This is a genomic window from Myxococcus sp. CA040A, assembly GCF_013336725.1.
In the GTDB taxonomy this organism is placed as follows: Bacteria; Myxococcota; Myxococcia; order Myxococcales; family Myxococcaceae; genus Myxococcus; species Myxococcus llanfairpwllgwyngyllgogerychwyrndrobwllllantysiliogogogochensis.
The window spans coordinates 922,929-944,534 of record NZ_JABUMR010000003.1 but is presented as its reverse complement, the minus strand read 5'-3'; the positions used below and the strand labels follow the sequence as shown (position 1 = coordinate 944,534).

Genomic DNA, 21,606 nt, shown 5'->3' with positions numbered 1-21,606 from the left:
GCGGGAGGCGCCAGGGTCTTCCCCCAGCGTGAATGGCGGCGCACCATACCGTTTCGGCCTTTCCGGGAAAGAGGGGAGCCGCTTCCCATGAAGCCCCCGTCCAGGCCGTTGCGCCTCCCACCTTCCAGCCAAGACCGCCCGCCTGTCCGCCCTCCGGACGATGAAGCGGCCCCGAGCGGCGAGAGTTTTGACCCGCCCCCGAAAAGCCAGTCTCATGCCGCGCTGTTGGACTTCCTCAAGGCCAGAACCACCGGGCTGACGCTCACCCTCACCGTCGCGCTGGCGCTGGGGCTTTCGCTCGCCCCGATTCCGGAGTCGTGGCGCCCCCTGCCCAGTCTCCAGCGAGGCCCCCTGGGCCCGAAGCTGGTGGCGCTGGCGGTGCCGGCGTCCTTCACCGGCGGCCGCCCCGCCCCTCCGCCGGAGATTGAGGTGGTGGCGTCGGACACGCCCAAGCAGGGCGCCGTGCCGGAAGAGGACCCGGCCGACGACGCGGGGACGGAGGTGGTGGACGCGGTGCCCACGCCCGCGGTGCCCACCGTGCCCGGCATCGGCCTGGAGGAATTGAGCGCCCCCTCGCTGGCGCGCGCCGTGGAGCTGGAGGCGTTGCGCGAGCGGATGAGCGCCCAGCACGTGGATATCGAACCCAACTGCCGCAAGGCACGCGCGGACGGCACCTGTGAGGAGGACGGGCTCGCCCCCTTCCACCGGGCGCTGACGGAGCTGCGCGCGGACACGCGGCGCACGCCGGTGCGCGTGGTGCATCTGGGAGACTCGCTCGTCGCGTCGGACTACATCACCGACGTGGTGCGGGACAGGCTCCAGGAGCGCTTCGGCTCGGGCGGCAAGGGCTTCCTCTTCATCACCCGCCCCGCCAGCGCGGGCCGGTGGACGCGCTCCGGACGGGGCTCGGACGGCTGGGAGATTGCCCGGCTGGTGGACACCAAGTGGCCCCGCGACAGGGTGGGCTGGACGGGTGTGGCCTTCACCTCGGCGGGTGGCTCGCAGAACACGAAGTATGACGTGGAGGGCTCGCGGGTGGCGGAGCTGTTCTTCCTCGCCCAGCCTTCCAGCGGCTCCGTGCAGCTCTCCGTGGATGGCCGGCCGCTGCAGCGCATCCAGACGCGCGGCTTCTCCAAGACGAAGTCAGAGGCGGCCTTCGCGCGGGTGAATCTGCCCGAGGGCGCCAAGACGCTGACGCTCACCACGTCCGGCAAGGTGGAGCTGCACGGCGTGACGCTGGAGACGGGCACGCCGGGCGTCATCTACGACACGGTGGGCCTCTTGGGCGGAATGGCGGAGGTGTACCTGCGCGCCCAGCCCGCGGCCTTCCGCGCGCAGCTTCGTCAGCGCAAGCCGGCCATGGTGGTGTTGATGGTGGGCGGCAACGAGGCGTTCTTCTTCTCGAGAGACCGGACCACGCTCGAGGAAGTGCGCGCGCAGATGAAGGAGCTGGTGTCTCGCGTGCGAGCCAACGTGCCGGACGCGGCGTGCCTCGTCATGTCACCCATCGACGCGGGCGTGCGGACCATGGGCGGCGAGCTGGTGCCGCGCCGGGGTTCCAAGGAGGTCTCCGACATCTTCCGCGAGGAGGCGCGCCTGGGTGGCTGTGCCTTCTGGGACGCGTACACCGCCATGGGTGGCGAGGGCGCGGCCCTGCGATGGTTGGAGGCCGGGTTGATGTTGGAGGACCTGGTGCACCCGCGCGCGAAGGGCTCCGATTTGCTGGGCCACCTGTTCGACCTGGCGCTGCAGCGAGGGTTCGCGAAGGTGCACGCGCCGCTGGTGCCGGTGGCGGACGCGCCGGGCCTGCGGGACGCGGACACCGCGCTGACGAAGACGTTCGACCGGCTGCGCCGCCGCGAGTCAGGAGAGGCTCTGCGCGTGGGCATCGCCCAGCTCGGCGCGTCGCATACCGCGTCGCACTACTTCACGGACGCGGTGCGCGGGGTGCTGACGAAGCGCTTCGGTGACGCGGGCCGGGGCTTCATCGCCGCGGGCAAGTCCTCGCCTCGGCTGGAGAACGCGCGCGTGGCCCGTGAGCTGGTGGGCGACTGGACGGTGGAGGACGCGATGGAGGCACCGCCGGGCGGACTGTGGGGCCTCACGGGCATCCGCGCCGTGGGCGCGCCGGGCGCGAAGCTGCGCATCGAGTTCTGCAAGGACTGCAAGGACGCGAAGACCTTGACCGGGCGGCTCGACCTGTACGCGCTCGACGCGCCCGACACGAAGGCTCCAGACATCCGGGTGGACGGCGAGGCCATGCCTCCGGACGCGCCGCTGCCGGAGCCGCTCGCCGCGCCGATGGTGCGCATCCGCTCCTTCCCCGTCACGGGCGCCTCGCACGAAGTCGAGGTGGTGGCGCCGGCGGGCAGTGGGGTCACCGTGCTGGGCGCCGCGCTGGAGTACGACACGCCGGGCGTGGTGCTGGACGCGCTGGGGCTGCCGGGGGCCATGGCCTCCACGCTGCGGGACATGGATGCGTCGGCGGTGGATGCGCAGCTCGCCTCGCGCCGTCCGGACCTGCTCGTCTTCTGGTACGGCACCAACGAGGCGGGCAAGGCGGACCTGGACGCGGCGGCGATATCGAACGACTACCCCGCGCTCATTGCCCGCCTGCGCAAGGCCACCGGCAACGCCGAGTGCCTGTTGATGGGGTCCACGGACCGGCTGGCGCAGGACGCGAATGGCCGCTGGACGGAGGCGCCCGCGCTGGCGTCGGTGCTGGACACGCTGCCTCGGGTGGCGCGTGACGCGGGCTGCGCATACTGGTCTCCTCGCGCGGCCATGGGCGGCGAGCGGGCGATGCTGCGCTGGCAGCGGGCTCGTCCGGTGCTGGGCCATGCGGATGGCGTGCACCTGACGCCGGAAGGCTACGAGCGGCTGGCGGCGAGCTTCGCGCGGGACTTCCTGGCGGCGTACGAGCTGCGCAAGAAGACCGAGCCCACCGCGCGCATGGAGGGGAACTGACGTGCTGTCGCACAGCCTCCAGTACCTCGTCTTCGTCATCGCGGTGTTCGCCCTGTACTGGGCGGTGCACCGTCACTACTGGCCGCGCCTGTTGGTGCTGCTGGTGGCCAGCGTCTACTTCTACGCGGCCTTCACGCCCTTCCCGCTCATCATCTTCCTCATCGGCGTCACGGTGGACCACCTGCTCGTCAAGGGGATGGGACGCGCGACGTCGCAGGGCGTGCGCAAGCTGTTCGTCACGCTGTCGGTGGTGTCGAACCTGGGGTTGCTCGCGGGCTTCAAGTACCTGGAGCTGTTGCGCAAGACAGCGCTGGAGCTGGTGCCCGAGTCCTGGGGCCTCCACGTCCGCGAGACGCCGTTCAGTTTGATTCTGCCGCTGGGCCTGTCGTTCTTCGTCTTCCAGGCCATCAGCTACACGGTGGACGTGTACCGGGGGAAGGCCAGCTCCGAGCACTCGTTCCTCGAGCACCTGCTGTACATGCTCTTCTTCCCGCGCGTGGTGAGCGGGCCCATCGTCCGCGCGTCGGAGCTGATGGCGCGATTCAAGGACGTGCCCACGCTGACGCCGGAAGAAGGCGGACAGGCGATGTTCCGCATCGCCGTGGGCCTGGTGAAGAAACTGGTCATCGCGGACGTGCTGGGCAGCGGCATTGTCGACCCGGTGTTCGCCTCGCCGGACAAGTACGCCTCCGCCGAGTGCATCGTCGCGGCCATCGCCTACACCTTCGAGCTCTACTACGACTTCTCGGGCTACTCGGACATCGCGCTGGGCGTGGCGGCGCTGTTCGGCTTCAAGTTCCCGGAGAACTTCAACCGGCCCTATCTCGCGAAGAACCTGGGCGAGTTCTGGAACCGGTGGCACATGAGCCTGTCCACCTGGCTGCGGGACTACCTGTACCGGCCGCTGGGCGGCAACCGGGTGTCGAAGCCTCGGGTGTTGTTCAACCTGATGACGGTGATGGTGCTGGGTGGCCTGTGGCACGGCGCGGACTGGCGCTTCGCCGTCTGGGGCGGCGTACACGGCGCGGTGCTGGGCCTGTCACGGTGCTGGGAGTGGTGGGTGGGCAAGCCGGAGAAGCCGGGGGTCCCTCGCATCGCCCTGGGGATGCTGGCCACGTTCACCATCGTCGTGCTGACACGCGTCGTCTTCCGGGCGAAGACGATGACGCACGCGGGTGAGTTCTACGCGCGGATGATGGAGGGCGTGCCGGGCATCGCCAACGTCAGCCCGCTGGTGTGGGGCATGTTGGCGGCGGCGGTGTTCTTCCACGTGGTGCCGATGAAGCTCTACACGGTGACGTCGGAGCTGTTCGTGCGGATGCCGGTGCCGGTGCGCGCCGTGGCGCTGGTCGTCCTCGGCCTGGGCATCCGCCACCTGTCCGCCGTGGAGACGCGGCCGTACGTGTACCTTCAGTTCTGACGGCGTCCGGGCGCGGCGAGCACGGACTCCAGGCCGGGCACCTGCGCGAGCTGCCCCAGGAAGTCGCGGAGGATGCGCGCGGTGGCTCCCCAGATGACGTGGGAGTCGTACGTGTAGAAGTACAAGTCCCGCTCGGCGCCGAAGACTTCCTTGCGCTCCACGCGGAGGATGGCAGGGTCCATCAGGGCGACGAGTGGCACCTCCAGGATGAAGGCCACCTCTTCTGGACTGGGCTGGTACTTGCCGTCGCCCGGAATCACGCCGACGAAGGGGCGCACGCGGTACTGGGAGATGGTGGGCACCTCGTCCAGCATGCCCAGCACGCGCACGCCGCGCCGGTCGATGCCCAGCTCCTCTTCCGTCTCGCGCAGCGCGGTGTGCAGCGGCGTGAGGTCCTCCGCGTCGCGGCCTCCGCCCGGGAAGCTGTACTGATTGGCGTGGGTGCGCAGGGTGGCGGGTCGTCGGGTGAAGACCACGTGCGGCACGCCGTCGCGCTCGAACAGCGGCACCAGCACGGAGGCCTCGCGCAGCACGAGCCCCGGCAGGTCCACATTGCGCGCCGGACGCGTCGACAGCCGCGCCTCCACCCCCTGGAACAACGCCTCCACGCTCACGACGCCAGCCTCCCTAGTCGGTGATCTGCTTCTCGATTTGCTGCTTCCCCGGCTCGCGAGGCACGTCCACGTTCTCCACGCCCGACAGCGGCTTGAGCACGCCCGCCTGGAGCAACCCGAGGAGCAGCAGACCGAGCGCCACGCGGTACACCACGAACACCAGCGTCGTGCGCGAGCGCAGGTAGTTCAACAACCACGCGATGGCCGCCATGCCCGAGGCGAACGCCACCAGGGTGCCGACCCAGAGCGACACGGCGCTGGGCCGCTCGGTGGCTTCCAACAGGTGCTTCAGCTCGAAGATGCCCGCCAGCGAAGTGGCGGGGATGGACAACAGGAACGAGTAGCGCGCCGCGTCCTCGCGCTTGAGCCCCAGCGACAGGCCGCCCGTGAGCGTCGTGCCCGAGCGCGACGAGCCGGGGATGAGCGCCAGCGCCTGCCACAGGCCGATGAGGATGCCGTCCCGCCACGTCATGTCGGCCAGCGTCCGCTGGTGTGAGGCGCGCTTCTCCACCACGAAGAGGATGATGGCCAGGATGATGAGGCTGCCGGAGATGACGTAGAGCGAGCGGAACTGCGTCTCGATGGCCTTCTTGAAGGCCAGGCCGCAGAGGCCGATGGGCAGCGTGCCCACCAGGACGAACCACGCCAGCCGGGACTCCACGGTGCCGAAGGGCTCGCGCTTCGCAAGCCCCCGGAAGAACGCCGTCACCAGCGAGACGATGTCCTTGCGGAAGTAGATGAGCACCGCGGCGACCGTGCCCAGTTGGATGACCGCGGAGTACGCGGCCCCCGGGTCCTTCCACCCGAACAGCTCCGGCGCGATGCGCAGGTGGGCGGTGGAGCTGATGGGCAAGAACTCGGTGAGACCCTGGACCAGTCCCAGGACGATGGCTTCAAGGAGGCTCATAGGCGCGGTCCCCGGATGTATGCCCGGACACCGCCGCCAGCAAGGGCGAACCTCCGCGTGTGTGGCGGGGCGAGCACGCGGCGTCCCCCTTCCCCCTCGGTCCAGGTAGGCTCGGGTCCGCGACATGCCCCCTGCCCCTCCGTGCCCCTGCTGCTCCGGACTGCGCTACCGCGAGTGCTGCGCCCCCTTCCACCGGGGCGAAGCAGAACCGCCAGACGCCGAGCGACTGATGCGCAGCCGCTACAGCGCCTTCGCCCAGCGCGAGCCGACGTACCTGTGGAAGACACTTCACCCCAGCCACCCGGACCGCGCGCGGCCCGAGGACGTCGTGGTGCGCGAGCTGCGCGCCTTCGCGCAGGCCCACCAGTTCCCGAAGCTGGTGGTGATGGACCGTCAGGCCCCCGACGCCCAGGGCACCGCGCAGGTGCTCTTCTTCGCGAAGGTATTCGAGAAGGGCAAGGACCGCTCCTTCGTGGAGCGCTCCGACTTCCGCCACGACGGCACCGGCTGGCGGTACCTCTCCGGTGACACGCTCATGCTCCGCGAGCTGACCGTCCCGCCCGAGTCCCTCACACTCGCGACGTTTCCCAGGTAGGCCAGCTCCGCGCCTCGAAGGACCCTCGATGCCCACCGCGACCTCGAAGCTGTCTTCCCTGCTGAAAGCCGCGAGCCAGCACGACTGGAGCCGCGTCCTCGACGACCTGCTCGTCGCGTGGCGTGCCGCGCCCCACACCGCGCTGGCCGACCGCATCGTCACCGTGGGACAGAAGCTCTCCGGCGACATCCCTCCGCCCAAGGACTGGGATGCGCTCGCGAAGAAGCCCGACGCGAAGAACCTCACGACGCTGCTCGCCGCGTTGCTCGACAAGGGCTCGGTGAAAGGGAGGCCCCGGCTGGAGACGCTCGCGGACTGGCCCGAGGACCCGCGCATCGACCGCTGGGTCGCGAGCCAGTTCATGGACCCGCCCTTCACCAGCACCGGGGCCCGTCCATACTGGACACGGCTGGGCCCCCTGGCGCGCCGCGTCCGGGATGCCCAGGCCGCGAGTTCGATGCTGAAGGCACGCGCGGGCTACGACAAACAGGATGACTTCGAGGAGTTCCTCGCCGGCCACGTCGACCGGATTCGCGTCGGGCTCGAGGCCGCGAAGGACGCCGAGCTTCACGCCGACGACGTGAAGGTCCTCGCCGGGTTCGACGCGGCCCTCCAGGAAGCCGCGCCACCGAAGCCCCGGAACGCCGCGGACGCGGAGGCATTGCTGGCCCAGGTGCTCGCGAAGCCCGAGGACGACGAGGCCCGCGCCGTGCTGGCCGACGTGCTGCTGGAGCAGGGCCACCCTCGCGGCGAGCTCATCGCGCTCCAGCTCGAGGCCGCCCGGCGCCCACTCACCGCCGCCGAGCGCAAGCGGGAGCAGGCGATTCTCAAGAGCGCCCGGAAGGAGCTGCTCGGCCCGCTCGACGAGGCGCTCAAGCCCGACTGCGTCTTCACGCGGGGCTTCCTGTCCCACGCCGCGCTGAAGCAGGGCAACGCGCGCGCCACCCAGAGCGCCATCGAGAAGACCATCGGCCATCCCCTGTGGGCCACGGTGGAGCACCTGGAAGGTCGCGGCGACTACGACATCACCACCGACCCCGTGATGAAGTCGCTGCGTTCGCTCGCATACAGCGACGTGGGGCTCCGGGATCAAGCGAAGATGCCTCGGCTCGAATCCCTGGCGGTGCGTGGCGCCGTGGACGCCTGGATGGAGCTGGGCCAGGACCCCAGCGCGTTCCCCTCGCTGCGCCACCTGGACCTCTTCCTCTTCCCCGCGTGGGTCTCCCGTTTCCTGGCGACACCGCTCGTGTCGCGACTGGAGCGACTCCAGGTCCGCATCTACGTGAGCGCCCAAGACTCGTCGGCGGCGCGGGAGTTCTTCTCGCTCGTGCCGACGCTGAAGGTCCCTGACCTCACCTTCCGACTGGTGCACAACGACACCAAGGACTGGAGCTGCGGCTTCCGCTTCGTGCGCGAGCCGGATGGCCAGCACGCGGTCCACGTCTTCACCACGAAGATGAACGAGCCCTACGAGGAACTCGTGCGCGACGACCTCGTCGCCGGACTCGAGCAGATCGCGCGGCTCAAGCGCTCGAAGCTCACCCTGGCCCATCGGCTGAGCTCGGACGTGAAGGCGGACATCGAGCAACGCGTCAAGGCGCTCGGCGGCACGCTGGAGACCTGACGCGCCTGCGAGGAACTACGACGAGGCCCGGCGTGACAGCTCCGGGCCTCGTCCCTTCATCCGCGCTTAGCGGGGCACCGTCGTTCCAGCCGGCGGAGCAGTGGCCGCGGGCGAGGGGTCGCTGGTGTCATCGACGGCATTGGCGGTCCTCCAGGCCAGGGCCGCGAAGCCATCCGGCACCGCTCCCCCCTCATCCGTCGGGTCCGGCGGCGGCTTGTCGCCAATCTCGTCGGACTGGTTGGTGCAGGGGTCATACGGAGGTGGCGCGCTCTGCTCCTCGCCTCCTCCCTGATTGCCCTGCTGAGGGTTGGAGCCCGCGTCGACGGCGTCCGTCCCCACGGAGCCCCCGCTCCGGACCCTCACCGGCGCGGTGAACGTCGTCGTGGGGATGCCCTTGCGGCGGACGTTCGCGAAGAACGCGTCGCTGGAGGCACGGTCACCCGACACCGCGTACGCGAAGGTCTTCCCGCCAGGGTTGACGCCCAGCGCGAGGAACTTGCCCGTGCGGGGGCACAGCCCGACGACCATCTGGGTGGCGCCCTCGGGCAGCTGCGCGTTGGGCGGCAGCGGCTGGACCTTGGGAGTCTTCGGCATCGGGCCGGGCTCGGGGCACGGACTCGGCGTCGGTCGCGAGCCCATCGTGCGGCACCCCGTCACCGCCCCCACCAGCACCAGGCACATCATCCACTTGTTCATGTTCTTCATTGTCTTCCCCCTCCACTCGAACCAGGCGGGCCCATCCCGCCTTCATTCAAAAACCAGGACGGAGCGCACCCAACTGCGAGGGTCTCGCCGCATCCACGTCATCCGCACATCTCGCAGGGCATTGGCCGCGCGCTCTCCACGCTGAATCCGCTCACGCACCGCATTGAAGAAAGGTCCCGCTTCGGCATCGGGCACGTCCACGGTCGCCGCGAGCACGGTGCGCGCCCCCGCATCCAGGAAGGCGACGGGCAGGCTGAAGCGCTCATATGTCCAGGTGACGCCATGCGCGGCCCGGCACGCCGCCAGGATGACCAGGGGCTGGCCTCGCAGCTTCGTCGCACGCACTTCGCCCGCGGTGAGCGCATAGCGACCGTTCGACTCGGGCGACAGCACCAGCAACGACGCCTCGGACACATCCGGGTTCATCAGCCCGTGGGCATGGACCTCGATTTGCGTGGCGTCCGCCATCGCATCCAACACGCGTGAAGGCGTGGCCTGCCGTCCCAGCAACATCGTGGCGTCATCCCCGGGCAGCCCCGCCCACCCGCCGAGCGCTGGCAGCCCCAGCGACGCGGGCGCCTGCACCTCCGCCACCACCAACCGACGTCCCATGCTCGGTGCCGGTACGGCCGGCCCTGGCCTGACAACATGGTAGGCCCACGCCACATCCTCGGGCAGCAGCCCCGCTCGGCCATGAAGCGGAGGACGCGCCACCACCTCCACCGCCGGGCAGGCTCGCAGCATCGTCGTCACCGACTCGGGCACGAGTCCCTGAAGCTCCTCATCCAGGGGCGCGCGGCGGCTGGCATCGTGATGCTCCACGAGCTGCCCCTCCGGTCCTCGCGCCAGCACGAGGGTCCGCTCGACATCCACGGTGACGGCCAGGACACACCGCTCGGGAAGCGGGCCGCCCAGCTCCTCGCCGAAGAGTCGGAACGCCTGTTCGGACTCTCCGGCCCGGGCCGCCGCGAAGAGCAGGGACGTGTAGCTGTAGGCGCGGGCCTTGCGCGCATCGACGCTGGTGGAGGGAAGGCGCTGCGCCTCGGCGATGGACCGCCGCAGCAACGCCTCGCCCCGCACCCTGTCCTGCTCCACGAGGAAGCGCCCTTCGATGTGCGTGAGCAACGCCGCCTCGCCCGGGGTGAGCGTCCCCTGCTGGCGCCGCTCCGACATCCCCGCCACGAGCCGAGCATCCTGTTCCGGGTCCGGCCGCAACCGCGCCAGGTCCGCGAGCGTCTTCGCGCCCGAGAGCAGCAGGGGCGTCTTGCAGGAGAGCGCCTCACGCATGCGCTCCCGGGCCGGCGCCACGGACAGATTCCCCAGCAAGGCCAGCGCGTCGTTCGAGCGGACGAAGTGGCGGATGGTGCAGTCCTCGGGACGCTGCGCGAGCGCCTCCTCCAGATAGGCCCGTGCCTGCGCGCCATCACCCTGGTAGCGGGCGAGCTGTCCGAGATGGAGCAGCAGTTGCGCCTCGCCCCACCTCGGGTCCGTGCGGTACAGGGCGCGCGCGGCCTGCAGGTGACGATGGGACTCCGCCAGCCGGTGGAGCTGGCGATAGAGGTCGCCCAGGTCCGACTCAATCGGGATGCAGCGGTAACCCAATGGATGTTCCTGGCAGAGCGCGGCAGCGGCCAGAAGGTGTTGCTCCGCCTGGAGCAGCTCTCCTCGGGAGATGGCCACTCTGGCGCGCTCGTGCTCCAGCAGGAGCGTGAACCACGGGTCCCCCAATCGCGCGACGAGCGGGGTGAGTTCGTCCAACCGCTCCGCCACCTTCCCCTCGCGCACCAAGGCACCCAGGTACAGGTCCAGCTCGCCGGCGCGCCGCAGCTCGTCCAGGAACGCGGCGAGCCCCCCGGCGACCTCGTGCGTGCGGTACAGCTCCAGGTAGCGACGGGCCAGGGGCGCGCGGACGTGGAAGTCCCGTCCGCTCGCCCAGCGGAGGGCATCTCGCAGCACCGTGCCACCGTCGCGTGCATCCAGGACCGTGGCCGCCGACTCCAGGGCGCGCAGCCGCTCCAGCGAGGGCGCCGCGCGGATGGCCTCGTACAGGAACATGCGGAAGATGCCGGGATGCGCCTGGAGGACCTCGACGGACACGGGCTCGCCCTGAGTCACCAGCGCCTGTCCTAGCGCCGACGGCTTGCGCCAGTCCTCCGTGCTCATCAGCCGAGCGCGCGCCGCGGACGCGCGGGTCCTCGCCTCCGCCGCCCAGCCCGGCTCCCCCAGCGCGGCGACGGCGTCGAAAGACAGCGCGGCGAGTGCCCACAGCTCCAGGTCTCGCAGCACGAGCGCCCGATTCCACAGTGCCTGCGCATGCGTCGGCCGCGCCGTCAGCACGCCCTCCAACAGCGCCAGCGCCGTGGCGGAGTCTCCCTGGTCCAACGCCATGATGGCCCTGTCGCTGGCTACGTCCGGAGACGTCCCCGCCTTCGCCAGATAGGGCGCCGCCAGCTCCGCGTTTCGGCGCACCAGATAGGCCGCTGCGAGCCCATGCATGTCGCCCTCGGCCTCCAACCGCGCCAGCTCACGCAGCGGCGCGGGAGGCGGCCCGCCGGCATCCCCCGAGCGCAGCGGTCCGTAGGGGCGGTGAACGTCCGCGCCGGGATGGCTCACCCGCGCCTCCAGCGTGCGCACCGGAGCGCCCGTCAGGAACAGCTCCGGCGACACAGGCTCGGAACGTTGCCGCGAGCGCACGCCGGCCACGACAGCGGCGGCTCCCGCGACACCCACCACCACCACGAGCGCGGCCCACCTCGGCCGCGGAATCCAGGACCAGGACCCGTCATCCACCGCCGTACTCCCCGCGTATGTGCCCTGGCAGCCCATGCCCACCCAACGGCGGGTCGCCAGAATCTTCCCGCCGGGACGCTACGCCGCTTCTTTCGTCATCGCGATGCCGCCGCGACGCGAGCGCGGTCGATGTTGACGAGCGCGGGCTTCGCTTCAGGGCTGACGTCACCTGCGCCGCGTGCCCAAGCCCGTGGCCCCGGCCCGGGTGCGAGGAGGAACGGGCCGACCAAGACGCGCACGGAGGAGCGCACCCCAGGTGGGCGCACGACGCGGGCTTCGAGCCACGAGCCCGTGGACGGGGCGCCACGGCTTCGTGTCCGGAGGACCACGCGACCCCTCTCACGCGCCTCGCAACGAGCCCTGGCGCGAGCCTTGCTCTCGCCCCGGCCCCAACGCGCGAAGCTCGGCCCACGTCGCGCGGAACCGGAGCCCCATGTCCCGCAGCCCCTCGACACTGCTCGCCCTCATCACCCTCGCCACCACGAGCGCGCTCGCCGCCGCGCCGAAGGCTCCAGCGGCCCACCCGGGCTGTTTCCTGTTGATGGACCTGGAGACAGGCAAGGTCACTCGCAACGACGCGGTGAAGTGCGCCGCGCGGCTGCCGCCCGCCTCCACCTTCAAGGTGCCTCACGCGCTCATCGCCCTGGAGACCGGCGTCGTGGCGAGCGTGGACGAGGTGCACAAGTGGGATGGCACCAAGCACTCCATCGCGATGTGGAACCAGGACCAGACGCTGGACACGGCCATGCGCCGCTCCGCGGTGTGGTTCTTCCAGGGCACGGCGAAGCAGCTGGGCCGCGAGCGCATGGAGGACTGGCTCGGCCGCTTCGACTACGGCACGAGGGACGCCTCCGGCGACATCACCCTCTTCTGGCTGGGAGGCCCGCTGCGCATCTCTCCCGACGAGCAGCTCGACTTTCTCGCGCGCATGTTCCGGGGCCAGCTCCCCGTCAGCCCGAAGGTGCTGGAGCAGGTGAAGGGCACGATGACGCACGGGCCGGACACCGTGGCCAGCGTCCGCGACGGCATCAACCTGGGCGGCCCCTGGAAGGACGGCGCGGTGCTGAGCGCCAAGACGGGGTGGTACCCGAACAAGTCCGGTGACGTCACCTGGCTGGTGGGCCACGTGGCCTCGCCCAAGGGACGCCACGTCTTCGTCAGCGCCGTGCGCTCTCCCGCGGGCAAGGCCCCGTCGCGCTCGCCGGCACTCGCGTCGGCCATCGACGCGCTCAAGGCGCACGGGCTGCTCTGAAACGACGATGGGCCGCCCCCATGGTGGGAAGCGGCCCATCTCGGTCCCACGTCAGCCCCCATCAGCGGGGCGAAGGCGCGGGTTTCAGACCACCTTCAGGCGACGACCCGTGGAGGTGCTGTTCGCCGCATCCCGGAGCGCGTCCTTCTTGTCCGTGCGCTCCCAGGTGAACTCCTTCTCCGTGCGGCCGAAGTGCCCGTACGCGGCGGTCTTCTGGTAGATGGGCCGCAGCAGGTCCAGGTGCTCTGTGATTTCGCGCGGCTTCAGGCCGAACGTGTTGCGGATGGCCTTGGCGATGCGCTCCTCGGGAACCGTGGCGGTGCCGAAGGTCTCCACCATGACGCTGACGGGCTCGGCCACGCCGATGGCGTAGGAGACCTGAACCTCGCAGCGAGTCGCCAGGCCCGCGGCCACGACGGTCTTCGCGATGTGGCGCCCCATGTACGCGGCGGAGCGGTCCACCTTGGACGGGTCCTTGCCGCTGAAGGCGCCGCCACCGTGACGGCCCATGCCGCCGTAGGTGTCGACGATGATCTTCCGGCCGGTGAGGCCCGAGTCGCCCATGGGGCCACCCACCACGAAGCGGCCCGTGGGGTTGATGTAGAACTTGGTCTTGTTGTCGATGAGCTTCTTGGGGAGCGCCTTCGCGATGACGTCCTCGCGGATGGCCTCCTGGATCTTCTTGTTGGAGACGTCGTCCGAGTGCTGGGTGGACACCACCACCGCGTCGATGCGCACCGGGCGGCCCTCGCGGTACTCCACCGTCACCTGGCTCTTGCCGTCGGGACGAAGCCAGTCGTGCTGCTTGCGGCGCACGTCCGCCAGCTTGCGGGTCAGCGCGTGGGCGTAGTGCAGCGGGGCGGGCATCAGCTCCGGCGTCTCGTCGCACGCGAAGCCGAACATCATGCCCTGGTCACCGGCGCCCTGCTCCTTCTTGTTGTCCACGCCGCGGGCGATGTCCTGGCTCTGCCCTTCGATGGCCACCATGACGCCGCAGGTGTTGCCGTCGTAGCCCATGGAGCTGTCGGTGTAGCCAATCCGGCAGATGGTGCTGCGGACAATCTTGGGGATGTCCACATAGGTGTTCGTCGTCACCTCACCCGCGACGATGGCGAGGCCCGTCTTGACGAGCGTCTCCACGGCGACCCGCGCCTGCGGGTCCTTGGCGATGATGGCGTCGAGGACACCGTCGGAGATCTGGTCGGCGATCTTGTCCGGGTGGCCCTCGGTGACGGATTCGGACGTGAACAGGTAGTCGGTAGGCATGTCGTCTCAGTGCAAGGGGGGCGCATACCGCGCGCGCGGGCGGACACTAAAGTGTGGTCCCAAGGGAGTCAAACAGACATCCGGGCCGCTTCATTCGGGTGTCCGACATGCAGGGCGACCGGGCATGGTGCCCGCCCGCCAGGCGTCTGGGGTTGAATTTCGCGAAGCGCCCAGCGTTCTCCTGGGCTAACAGAACGCCGAGCATTCCCTGTGGAGGACTCGCCCGACATGAACGCCCGCTTCCGTACCCTCTCCCTCCTGGTCGCCTTCACCCTGTCCATGCCCGCCCTCGCCGCGGCCCCGAAGAAGGACGACCCTGTCGTCAAGCCGGTGAAGACGGTGGTGACGTCCGTGCGCTACGAGCGCGACGCGGCGGCCCTCAAGCTCTTCGGGGGTGAGGAGCAGGGGAAGTACCTGCTTGGCGACGCGTGGGCCAAGGGCACCGACGAGCAGCGCAAGGAGTTCGTCACCCTCTTCCATGGCCTGTTCGCGAAGATCGCCTTCCCGCGCGTGAGGGAGAACTTCAAGTCGCTGGAGGACATCGTCTACTCCCCCGCCGAGGTGACGGGCAACGAGGCCACGGTGGACTCGGTCGTCTTCATCAAGCACCCGCTGAAGACGCAGGAGATGAAGTTGAAGTACCGGCTGGTGAAGGACGCCGCCGCGTGGAAGGTCGTGGACGTGACGGTGCTCGGCTCCTCCATGCTCCAGGACATCCGCGACACGCAGGTGCAGCCGCTGCTGGCCCAGGGCGGATGGGACCTGCTGCTGGGGCGCATGCGGCAGGAGCTGGCGAAGAAGTAGTCGCCGCGCCCACTCCCGACGGCCGGGCCACCAGGCCCTCGGCCGTCGGAGGGGTTCCGAGGGGGCGACGCATGGCGTAGTCTCGCCCTCCCCTCTCGTCGGGTCGATGAACACCACCTCCTCCTCCGCTCAGCTCTCCGTGAGCCGCACCTCCCACGCTCCTTCCGAGCGGGAGGTGGACGCGTTCTGCGTGCAGTACGCGCCGCGCGCGCCCGGGCACCCCGCGGTGCGGGACTTGTACCGGCTCTTGCGCGACGTGCCCGAGGACGGCCTGGAGTCGCGGCTGGACTGGGTGGAGCGCTGGATGGCGTGGCTGCGCGAGCGCATCCCCGCCCACGGGCTGGTGGACGCCACCGAGCCGGAAGCGCCCCCCGCCGACACCCGCCTGTCGCTGATGGTGCGCATCATGGAGGGCGAACCGGCCATGCGGGCCGCGGTGACGCACCTGGTCTCCGCCGTCTGTGATGGCAGCCGGGGCCTGAAGCTCTTCGCGCAGGTGGGCCTGCCCGCGGGCCAGGGCTTCTTGTCGGAGGCGTCCGACCGGCTGGCCCGCACGCTGCTCCCCTCCCCGCCGGAGCCCGGCAAGCTGTCGGAGCTCCTGCTGCGGCTGTTCCCCGTACCGGAGGACGCGGTGTGGCTGGCGCTGCTGTCGCCCGCACTGCTGGCGAAGCTCGCGTCACTGGTGGGCGAGCCCCGGCCGCCGGACCCGGTGCCCGCCGCCCGCGTGCGCGCGGACCTGCTGGACGCCCTGATGCTGCTGGCGGTGCAGACAGCGGCGCTGGGGACCATGGAGGACGTGAGGGAGCGTGCCCCGGAGACGGCCTTCCGCGCCTCGCCCTTCCTGCGGCTGCGGATGGTGTGCGACGCGGTGCTGGCGCGCGACGCGGCGGCGGACACGATGAGGGACCTGGCCACGTGCGTGGACGACTGCCGCCTCGTGGTGGGCAGCGTGTCACGGCACCTGGAGGCCTCGGGCGTCAGCGTGGACCTGGTGTACCGGCTGGAGCGCATCCGCCGGAGCCTGGAGCGCATGGAGGCCATCGCCCGCGTGCTGGGCGCGCCTCGGGGTGAGCCGCGCTGGCGCGAGGCGCTGGGGCTCCTGTCGGACCTCCTGCGGCGCGCGCACGCGGACCGCTCCGTGGGCGAGCTGGTGCGGCGCAACGTGCGGATGCTGGCGCGTAAAATCATCGAGCGCGCGGGCCACTCCGGCGAGCACTACATCACCAGCACCCGCTCGGAATTCCACGCCATGGTGCACTCGGCGGCGGGCGGCGGGCTGGTGACGGCCGTCGCCGTGGCCCTCAAGTTCGCCCTCACCGCGCTGGCGCTCGCGCCGTTCTTCTCGTTTCTGGCCGTGGGCCTCAACTACGCGGTGGCCTTCCTCCTCATCCAGGCCCTGGGCTTCACGCTGGCCACCAAGCAGCCCTCCGTCACGGCGGCCACGCTGGCGGGCGCGGTGGGCGAGGGCGCCCGGGGCGACCGGCTGTCGAGCCTGGTGGACATCATCCCCCGCATCACCCGCTCGCAGCTCGCCGCCTTCACCGGCAACCTGGGCTGCGTGCTGCCCGCCGCGGTGGCCCTGGCCCTGGCGTGGCAGGCCGCGCGGGGCACGCCCTTCCTCTCCCCCGCCAAGGCCCAGGCCACGGTGGCCTCCATGCACCCCTGGCGCAGCGGCGCGCTCCCATACGCGGCTCTCACCGGCGTGCTGCTCTGGCTGTCCAGCGTGGCGGGCGGGTGGATGGAGAACTTCGTGGTGTACCGGCGGCTGCCGGAGGCCCTGGCCCACCATCGCATGCTGCGCCGCGTCCTGGGCGTGGGCGGCGCGCAGCGGCTCGCGGACGGGCTGGTGCACGGGGCGTCGGGCCTGGGCGTCAACGTGACGCTGGGCTTCCTGCTGGCGCTGATGAGCGTGCTCGGGCGCTTCTTCGGGCTGCCCCTGGATGTCCGCCACGTCACCTTCGCGCTCGGCTCGCTGGCCATGGCCGGGGGCGCGCTCGGCCCCCAGGCGGTGCTCCAACCCGACTTCCTCATGGCCCTGGTAGGCGTGGGGCTCATCGGGGTCATGAACTTCACCGTGTCGTTCTCGCTGGCCCTGGGCGTGGCCGTCCGGGCCCGTGACGTCCCCCTGGGAGAGGCCCTGCCCTTCCTGCGGGCGGTGGGGGTCCGCTTCCTCGCCGACCCCCGCTCGTTCTTCCTGCCCCCCCGCGCCCCACCCGAGCCGCTGCCCGCCGCCCTCCCCGTGGAAGAGGGGCACTGAGGGCTCGTCGGCACCCTGTCAAATATTCCCGAAGCCGCCTGGCGGGTTTCTCCGTGGCCAGGAAGCCAGCCGGGCAGGTGGGCCGTGCTTCCGGGGCAGCGCGTTTGTCGGTAGGGTCGCCCGCGAATGAGCGGCGCTCCTCGAAACCCGAACTCGCATTCTCGCTTCGCCTACGCCTTCGCCGAGCTGCTGGTCCGTCGTCCAGGCACCATCCTGGCCGTACTGCTGACCCTGCTCGCCGTGTCCACGTGGGCCACGCTGAAGCTGCGCATCAACTCCAACCAGCTCGACCTCATCTCCCAGGATTTGCCGGAGGTGAAGGACGTCAAGCAGGTCATCGACATGGTGGGGGGCAGCGGCTTCTTGATGCTCGCCCTGCGCTCGACGGACGAGGCCGCGATGAAGCGGACCGCCGACGACATCGCCGGCATGCTCGAGGCCGACAAGCAGAACGTCCGCACCGTCTCCTACAAACTGCCCGTCGAGTTCATCCAGCAGAACATGGTCCTCTTCGTGAAGACGGAGGACCTGGTGGAAGGCAAGCGCCGCATCATGGCCTTCCTCGAGGACAAGCTGCGCCGCAGCAACCCCTTCTACATCGACATGGGCGCCACCAAGCCGGTGGAGCTGGACATGCAGGACCTGGTCGACAAGTACTCGTCCGTCGGAAAGAAGAGCATCCGCGACGACTACAACATCTCCAGCGACAAGAAGATGGTGCTCATCCTCGTCAAGCCGATGTGGGACACCACGGAGATTGGCAAGACGAAGGACTACCTCGACAAGCTCAACAAGGACCTGGCCGCGTACTCCACGCAGGCCGGCAAGGTGAAGCTCGTCGAGGACTACAAGCTGATGGGCGACTCGAACCTCATCGCCTACGGCTACACCGGCTCGTACAAGACGACGGTGGACGACTCCTTCGCCATTGAAGAGTCGCTGCAGCCTGTCACCGTCATCGCGCTGGTGACCATCTTCGCCATCACCATCCTCTTCTTCCGCAAGCTGGCGCCGACCTTCATCGTCGTCAGCGGCACGGTGATTGGGACGATTTATACGCTGGGCTTCACCTACGCGACGATTGGCGAACTCAACATGATTACGTCCATCCTGGGCGGCATCCTGATGGGGTTCGGCATCGACTACGGCATCCACTTCACCTTCCGCACGAGGCTGGAGCTGGGCGCGGGCAAGCCGTACGACGTGGCCATCATCGACGCCTTCGTCAACGCGGGCCGCCCCGCGGCGGTGGCCGCCATCGTGACGGGTGGCTCCTTCTTCGTGCTGATGGTGAGCGAGTTCCGCGGCTTCTCCCAGTTCGGCTTCCTGGCCGGCTGCGGCACGCTCATCCTGGGTCTGACGCTCTTCGTGTGGAGCGCGTCGCTCTTGGCGCTGGTCGGCCGCATCAACCCTGAGTGGCCCAAGAAGCTCATCGGCGAGATGAAGCCGCCGCCGGTCAACTCCTCCAGCGGCCAGGAGCTGCGCATCCCCCGTCCCGGCCTGGTGCTGGGCGTGAGCACCGCCATCGTCGCGCTCATCTGCGCCGCCGCCGTCCCCTGGGCGGGCACGGGCGAGCCGCCCGAGGGCGCACTGAGCTTCTTCGACCGCGTGAAGCACGGCGTGGGCTTCAACTACAACACCCGCGCGCTCATCCCGGACGGCATGTCGTCGGTGCTGCTGCAGGACGAAATCAACGTCCGCTTCAACATCTCCAGCGACCCGATGGCCGTCTATACGAAGGACCTGGACGAGGCGGAGGGCGTGTACCGGGAGCTGACGCAGAACGCGCACAAGTACCCGTCCATCGACCAGGTGGTGAGCATCTTCACCTTCGTGCCGCCCGAGGCGACGGCGAAGGCCAACGAGAAGGTGCTCCAGGAGTGGAAGCAGGACATGGCCAACCTGGAGGCGCGCGGCTTCTCCATCTCCGCGCTCCCGCCGGACATGCAGGACAAGGCCACGTTCTTCATGAAGGTGCTGGATGCGAAGCCCTTCGACGTGCACGGCGTGCCGGACAACTACAAGGCCCAGTTCAAGAACCTGCCCACCGCGCAGAACAAGGGCTACCTCACGTTCATCTACTCGAGCGTGGACCTGTTCGACGGCCAGAAGATGATGCAGTTCGCGGACGAGACGCGCGGCATCCCCGTCACGTACAACCCGGGCCGCTTCGACAAGGACGACTTCGACCCGCCGGGCCCCACCGCGCAGAAGGAGTTCCGCGCCGCGGGCGCCACCCAGCTCTACGCGAAGCTGGCGCGCATCGTCCTCTGGGACGGCAAGGTGACGGTGGTGCTCACGGCGCTGTGGATTCTGGCCATGCACTTCCTGGACTTCCGCAACGCGAAGCTGGCGCTGGCGTCGGTGATTCCGCTGGGCGTGGGCGTGGCGATGATGCTCGGCATCATGTCGCTGACGGGCCTGCGGCTGAACTTCATGAACATCATCATCCTGCCCATCCTCCTGGGCTTCGGGGTGAGTCACGGCCTGTACCTCCTGCATCGCTTCCTGGAAGGCACCTCGCCGCTCGTCGCCCTGCGCAGCGTGGGCGCGGCGGTGGCGTCCTCCACGCTGACGGCGGTGGCGGGCTTCGCGGCGCTGCTGGCCGCCAAGCACAACGGCCTGCGCTCCATGGGCATGGTGGCCTGCATCGGCCTCATCACCACGCTGGTGGTGTCCTTCACGGTGCTGGCCGCGGTGATGCAGCTCATGCATGACCGGCGGCGGCGCGAGTCGGCCCCGGGGGGAGATGCGCCCCAGGCCGGCGGCGGTGAGGACAGCTCGACGCGGGCGGCCTGAAGCACGCGGTACGCGTCACGCAACGGCGCGGTAACGAGGCCCCCTTCACCCGAAGGGGGCCGGGAGAGGGACATCATGAGGATGATGCGATGGGCGCCCCTGCTCGGGCTGGGGCTGTTGGCGGGTTGCTCCGCGGTGAAGACGCACCGCGTACGAGGCGACTACGCGCAGGTGGACCGCAAGGCGACGAAGCGGCTGGTGGTGGTGGCGCAGCCGCTCCCGGACGAAAAGCCCGCGGTGGGTGAGCTGTGGAGCCTCATCGCCCGCCAGTGGGTGAACCAGAACCGCGACTTCATCGTGAAGGACAACGTCGCGCTGCCGGGCCGGCCCTCGGACACCACGTTCAAGGGGCTGTGCGTGGAGGGCGTGGAGGGCGTGCTCTGGCTGGACCCGAGCGTCAGCCTCAAGGGCGACGGCGCGGAGGCCGAGGTGAAGGCCCAGCTGTTGCGGTGCACCGACGGCCAGGAGGTCTGGGCGGCGGAGGCGGCGGGGAGCTGGAGCTCGCGCGACGAGGACTACGCGGCGCGCGTGACGAAGTTCAGCGAGGAGCTGGGCGAGGAAGTGGCCCCCTACGTCGTGCCCACCACGAAGCTGTTGGCGGCCACGCTGGAGACGCTGCCCAATCCCGAACTGACGGAAGCGGACAAGGACGAGAAAATCGAGCTGGGTGAGTAGGCTCGTCCCTCGTGGACGAGACCCTCATCGCCCTGCGGCTCGGCGTCGCGGCGCTGCTCGGCGCCGTGCTCGGCCTGGAGCGGGAGCTGCGGGGGCAGGCCGCCGGGCTGCGCACGCACATCCTCGTCTCCCTGGGCGCCTGTCTCTTCACGCTGGCCAGCGTCTTCGTCGAGTGGACGCTGGGCGGCGACTCCCCGGATGGCTCGCGCGCGGATGTCAGCCGCATCGCCAGCCAGGTGGTGGTGGGCATCGGCTTTCTGGGCGCGGGCGCCATCATCCGCGACCAGGGCCAGGTGAAGGGCCTGACGACGGCGGCGAACCTGTGGCTCACCGCGTCCGTGGGGCTGGCCACCGGCATGGGCTTCCACTGGGCGGCCGGCACCACGGTGGTCATCGCGCTCCTGGCGCTCGCGGGCCTGCGTCCCCTGGAGCGCGCCATCCGACGACACCGTGTCCGCAAGGGGCTGAAGGTGGAGGGCGGGATTTCCGCGCACCCCGACGAGGAGGGCCCGGACTGAAGCGCGGTTACCGGTCCAGGTCTCCGGGAATGACGCCCAGCGCGCCCGTCGCGTCATGGTGGAGGACGGCGTGGCGGGCCGCCTCTCCGCGCGCCTCCAGCACGTCCGGGCGGACCCCCGGCAGGCTCGCCAGGTCCTCGCGCAGGTACACGTCGTCCCGGTCGATGTCCGACACGTCCGAGAAGGCCACCCGGTGATCTCTCGGGAAGTAGCTGCCTTTCTCGATGAGGAAGCCCATCTCGTCGACGGAGACGATGAGGCCCAGGTTCTCCCCGTCCCTGTCCCGCGCCGTCATGCCCTTCTGGATGTCCGCTGGATTGAACACGCCCGCCTCCCAGGTCAGGTTGTTCGACCTGCTGACTTGAAAGCTGGGCATGGCCCGCGCGCTCCGGCATGGGCCACCCGCCGGGCAG

General features: G+C 70.0%; 16 protein-coding genes. 10 read left to right on the top strand and 6 right to left on the bottom strand.

Annotated features, from left to right (window positions below; genetic code table 11):
• The first annotated feature begins 87 nt into the window (after positions 1–87).
• Together HUA75_RS15945 and HUA75_RS15940 are read left to right on the top strand one after the other, a co-directional pair.
• A complete protein-coding gene (locus tag HUA75_RS15945) occupies positions 88–2,967 on the top strand; it encodes a GDSL-type esterase/lipase family protein (protein WP_174486871.1) in 2,880 nt (959 codons plus the stop codon).
• A 1-nt stretch (position 2,968) separates the two neighbouring features.
• Entirely contained in the window at positions 2,969–4,387 is a 1,419-nt protein-coding gene (locus HUA75_RS15940) for an MBOAT family protein (protein WP_174486870.1), read from the top strand.
• On the opposite strand, the gene HUA75_RS15935 is transcribed toward HUA75_RS15940, so the two are convergent.
• Entirely contained in the window at positions 4,378–5,001 is a 624-nt protein-coding gene (locus tag HUA75_RS15935; protein ID WP_141640494.1) for a CoA pyrophosphatase, read from the bottom strand. The two genes, HUA75_RS15940 and HUA75_RS15935, sit on opposite strands and share 10 nt — an antisense overlap.
• A 13-nt stretch (positions 5,002–5,014) precedes the next feature.
• Complete coding sequence (locus HUA75_RS15930; protein WP_141640493.1) at positions 5,015–5,908, bottom strand: undecaprenyl-diphosphate phosphatase; 894 nt, start codon at positions 5,906–5,908, stop codon at positions 5,015–5,017.
• Between the two features lie 124 nt (positions 5,909–6,032).
• Between HUA75_RS15930 and HUA75_RS15925 the strand changes: the two genes are divergently transcribed.
• Both HUA75_RS15925 and HUA75_RS15920 read left to right on the top strand, forming a co-directional pair.
• Complete coding sequence (locus HUA75_RS15925; protein ID WP_174466207.1) at positions 6,033–6,503, top strand: YchJ family protein; 471 nt, start codon at positions 6,033–6,035, stop codon at positions 6,501–6,503.
• Between the two features lie 28 nt (positions 6,504–6,531).
• Positions 6,532–8,127, top strand: a complete 1,596-nt coding sequence (locus HUA75_RS15920; protein WP_174486869.1) for a TIGR02996 domain-containing protein — start codon at positions 6,532–6,534, stop codon at positions 8,125–8,127.
• Between the two features lie 66 nt (positions 8,128–8,193).
• Here HUA75_RS15920 and HUA75_RS15915 read toward each other — a convergent pair whose 3' ends face one another.
• On the bottom strand, positions 8,194–8,832 hold the full coding sequence (locus HUA75_RS15915) for a hypothetical protein (protein ID WP_141640490.1): 639 nt from the start codon (positions 8,830–8,832) through the stop codon (positions 8,194–8,196).
• Between the two features lie 42 nt (positions 8,833–8,874).
• A complete protein-coding gene (locus HUA75_RS15910; RefSeq protein WP_174486868.1) occupies positions 8,875–11,622 on the bottom strand; it encodes a CHAT domain-containing protein in 2,748 nt (915 codons plus the stop codon).
• 433 nt (positions 11,623–12,055) lie between these two features.
• Here HUA75_RS15910 and HUA75_RS15905 point away from each other — a divergent pair, with 433 nt between their 5' ends.
• The gene (locus tag HUA75_RS15905; RefSeq protein WP_174486867.1) at positions 12,056–12,874 is read left to right on the top strand and encodes a class D beta-lactamase; all 819 of its coding nucleotides are present in this window, start codon (positions 12,056–12,058) and stop codon (positions 12,872–12,874) included.
• A gap of 84 nt (positions 12,875–12,958) precedes the next feature.
• Here HUA75_RS15905 and metK read toward each other — a convergent pair whose 3' ends face one another.
• Positions 12,959–14,140 carry a methionine adenosyltransferase gene (metK, locus tag HUA75_RS15900; protein ID WP_141640487.1) on the bottom strand — a complete coding sequence of 394 codons (1,182 nt, stop codon included), beginning with the start codon at positions 14,138–14,140 and terminating at the stop codon, positions 12,959–12,961.
• A gap of 228 nt (positions 14,141–14,368) precedes the next feature.
• Here metK and HUA75_RS15895 point away from each other — a divergent pair, with 228 nt between their 5' ends.
• The 5 genes from HUA75_RS15895 to HUA75_RS15875 all read left to right on the top strand — a co-directional run bounded on the left by HUA75_RS15895 (position 14,369) and on the right by HUA75_RS15875 (position 21,193).
• Entirely contained in the window at positions 14,369–14,944 is a 576-nt protein-coding gene (locus HUA75_RS15895) for an ABC transporter substrate-binding protein (protein ID WP_141640486.1), read from the top strand.
• Between the two features lie 106 nt (positions 14,945–15,050).
• Positions 15,051–17,201: a site-specific recombinase gene (locus tag HUA75_RS15890; RefSeq protein ID WP_174486866.1), complete on the top strand. Its 2,151-nt coding sequence runs from the start codon at positions 15,051–15,053 to the stop codon at positions 17,199–17,201.
• Positions 17,202–17,327: 126 nt separating this feature from the next.
• On the top strand, positions 17,328–20,000 hold the full coding sequence (locus tag HUA75_RS15885; RefSeq protein WP_141647092.1) for an RND family transporter: 2,673 nt from the start codon (positions 17,328–17,330) through the stop codon (positions 19,998–20,000).
• Positions 20,001–20,075: 75 nt separating this feature from the next.
• Positions 20,076–20,675: an MXAN_6521/LA_1396 family lipoprotein gene (locus HUA75_RS15880; RefSeq protein ID WP_141647093.1), complete on the top strand. Its 600-nt coding sequence runs from the start codon at positions 20,076–20,078 to the stop codon at positions 20,673–20,675.
• Positions 20,676–20,686: 11 nt separating this feature from the next.
• Positions 20,687–21,193 carry an MgtC/SapB family protein gene (locus tag HUA75_RS15875; RefSeq protein WP_174486865.1) on the top strand — a complete coding sequence of 169 codons (507 nt, stop codon included), beginning with the start codon at positions 20,687–20,689 and terminating at the stop codon, positions 21,191–21,193.
• A 7-nt stretch (positions 21,194–21,200) separates the two neighbouring features.
• Here HUA75_RS15875 and HUA75_RS46210 read toward each other — a convergent pair whose 3' ends face one another.
• The gene (locus tag HUA75_RS46210) at positions 21,201–21,569 is read right to left on the bottom strand and encodes a hypothetical protein (RefSeq protein ID WP_217446084.1); all 369 of its coding nucleotides are present in this window, start codon (positions 21,567–21,569) and stop codon (positions 21,201–21,203) included.
• Between the last annotated feature and the right edge of the window lie 37 nt (positions 21,570–21,606).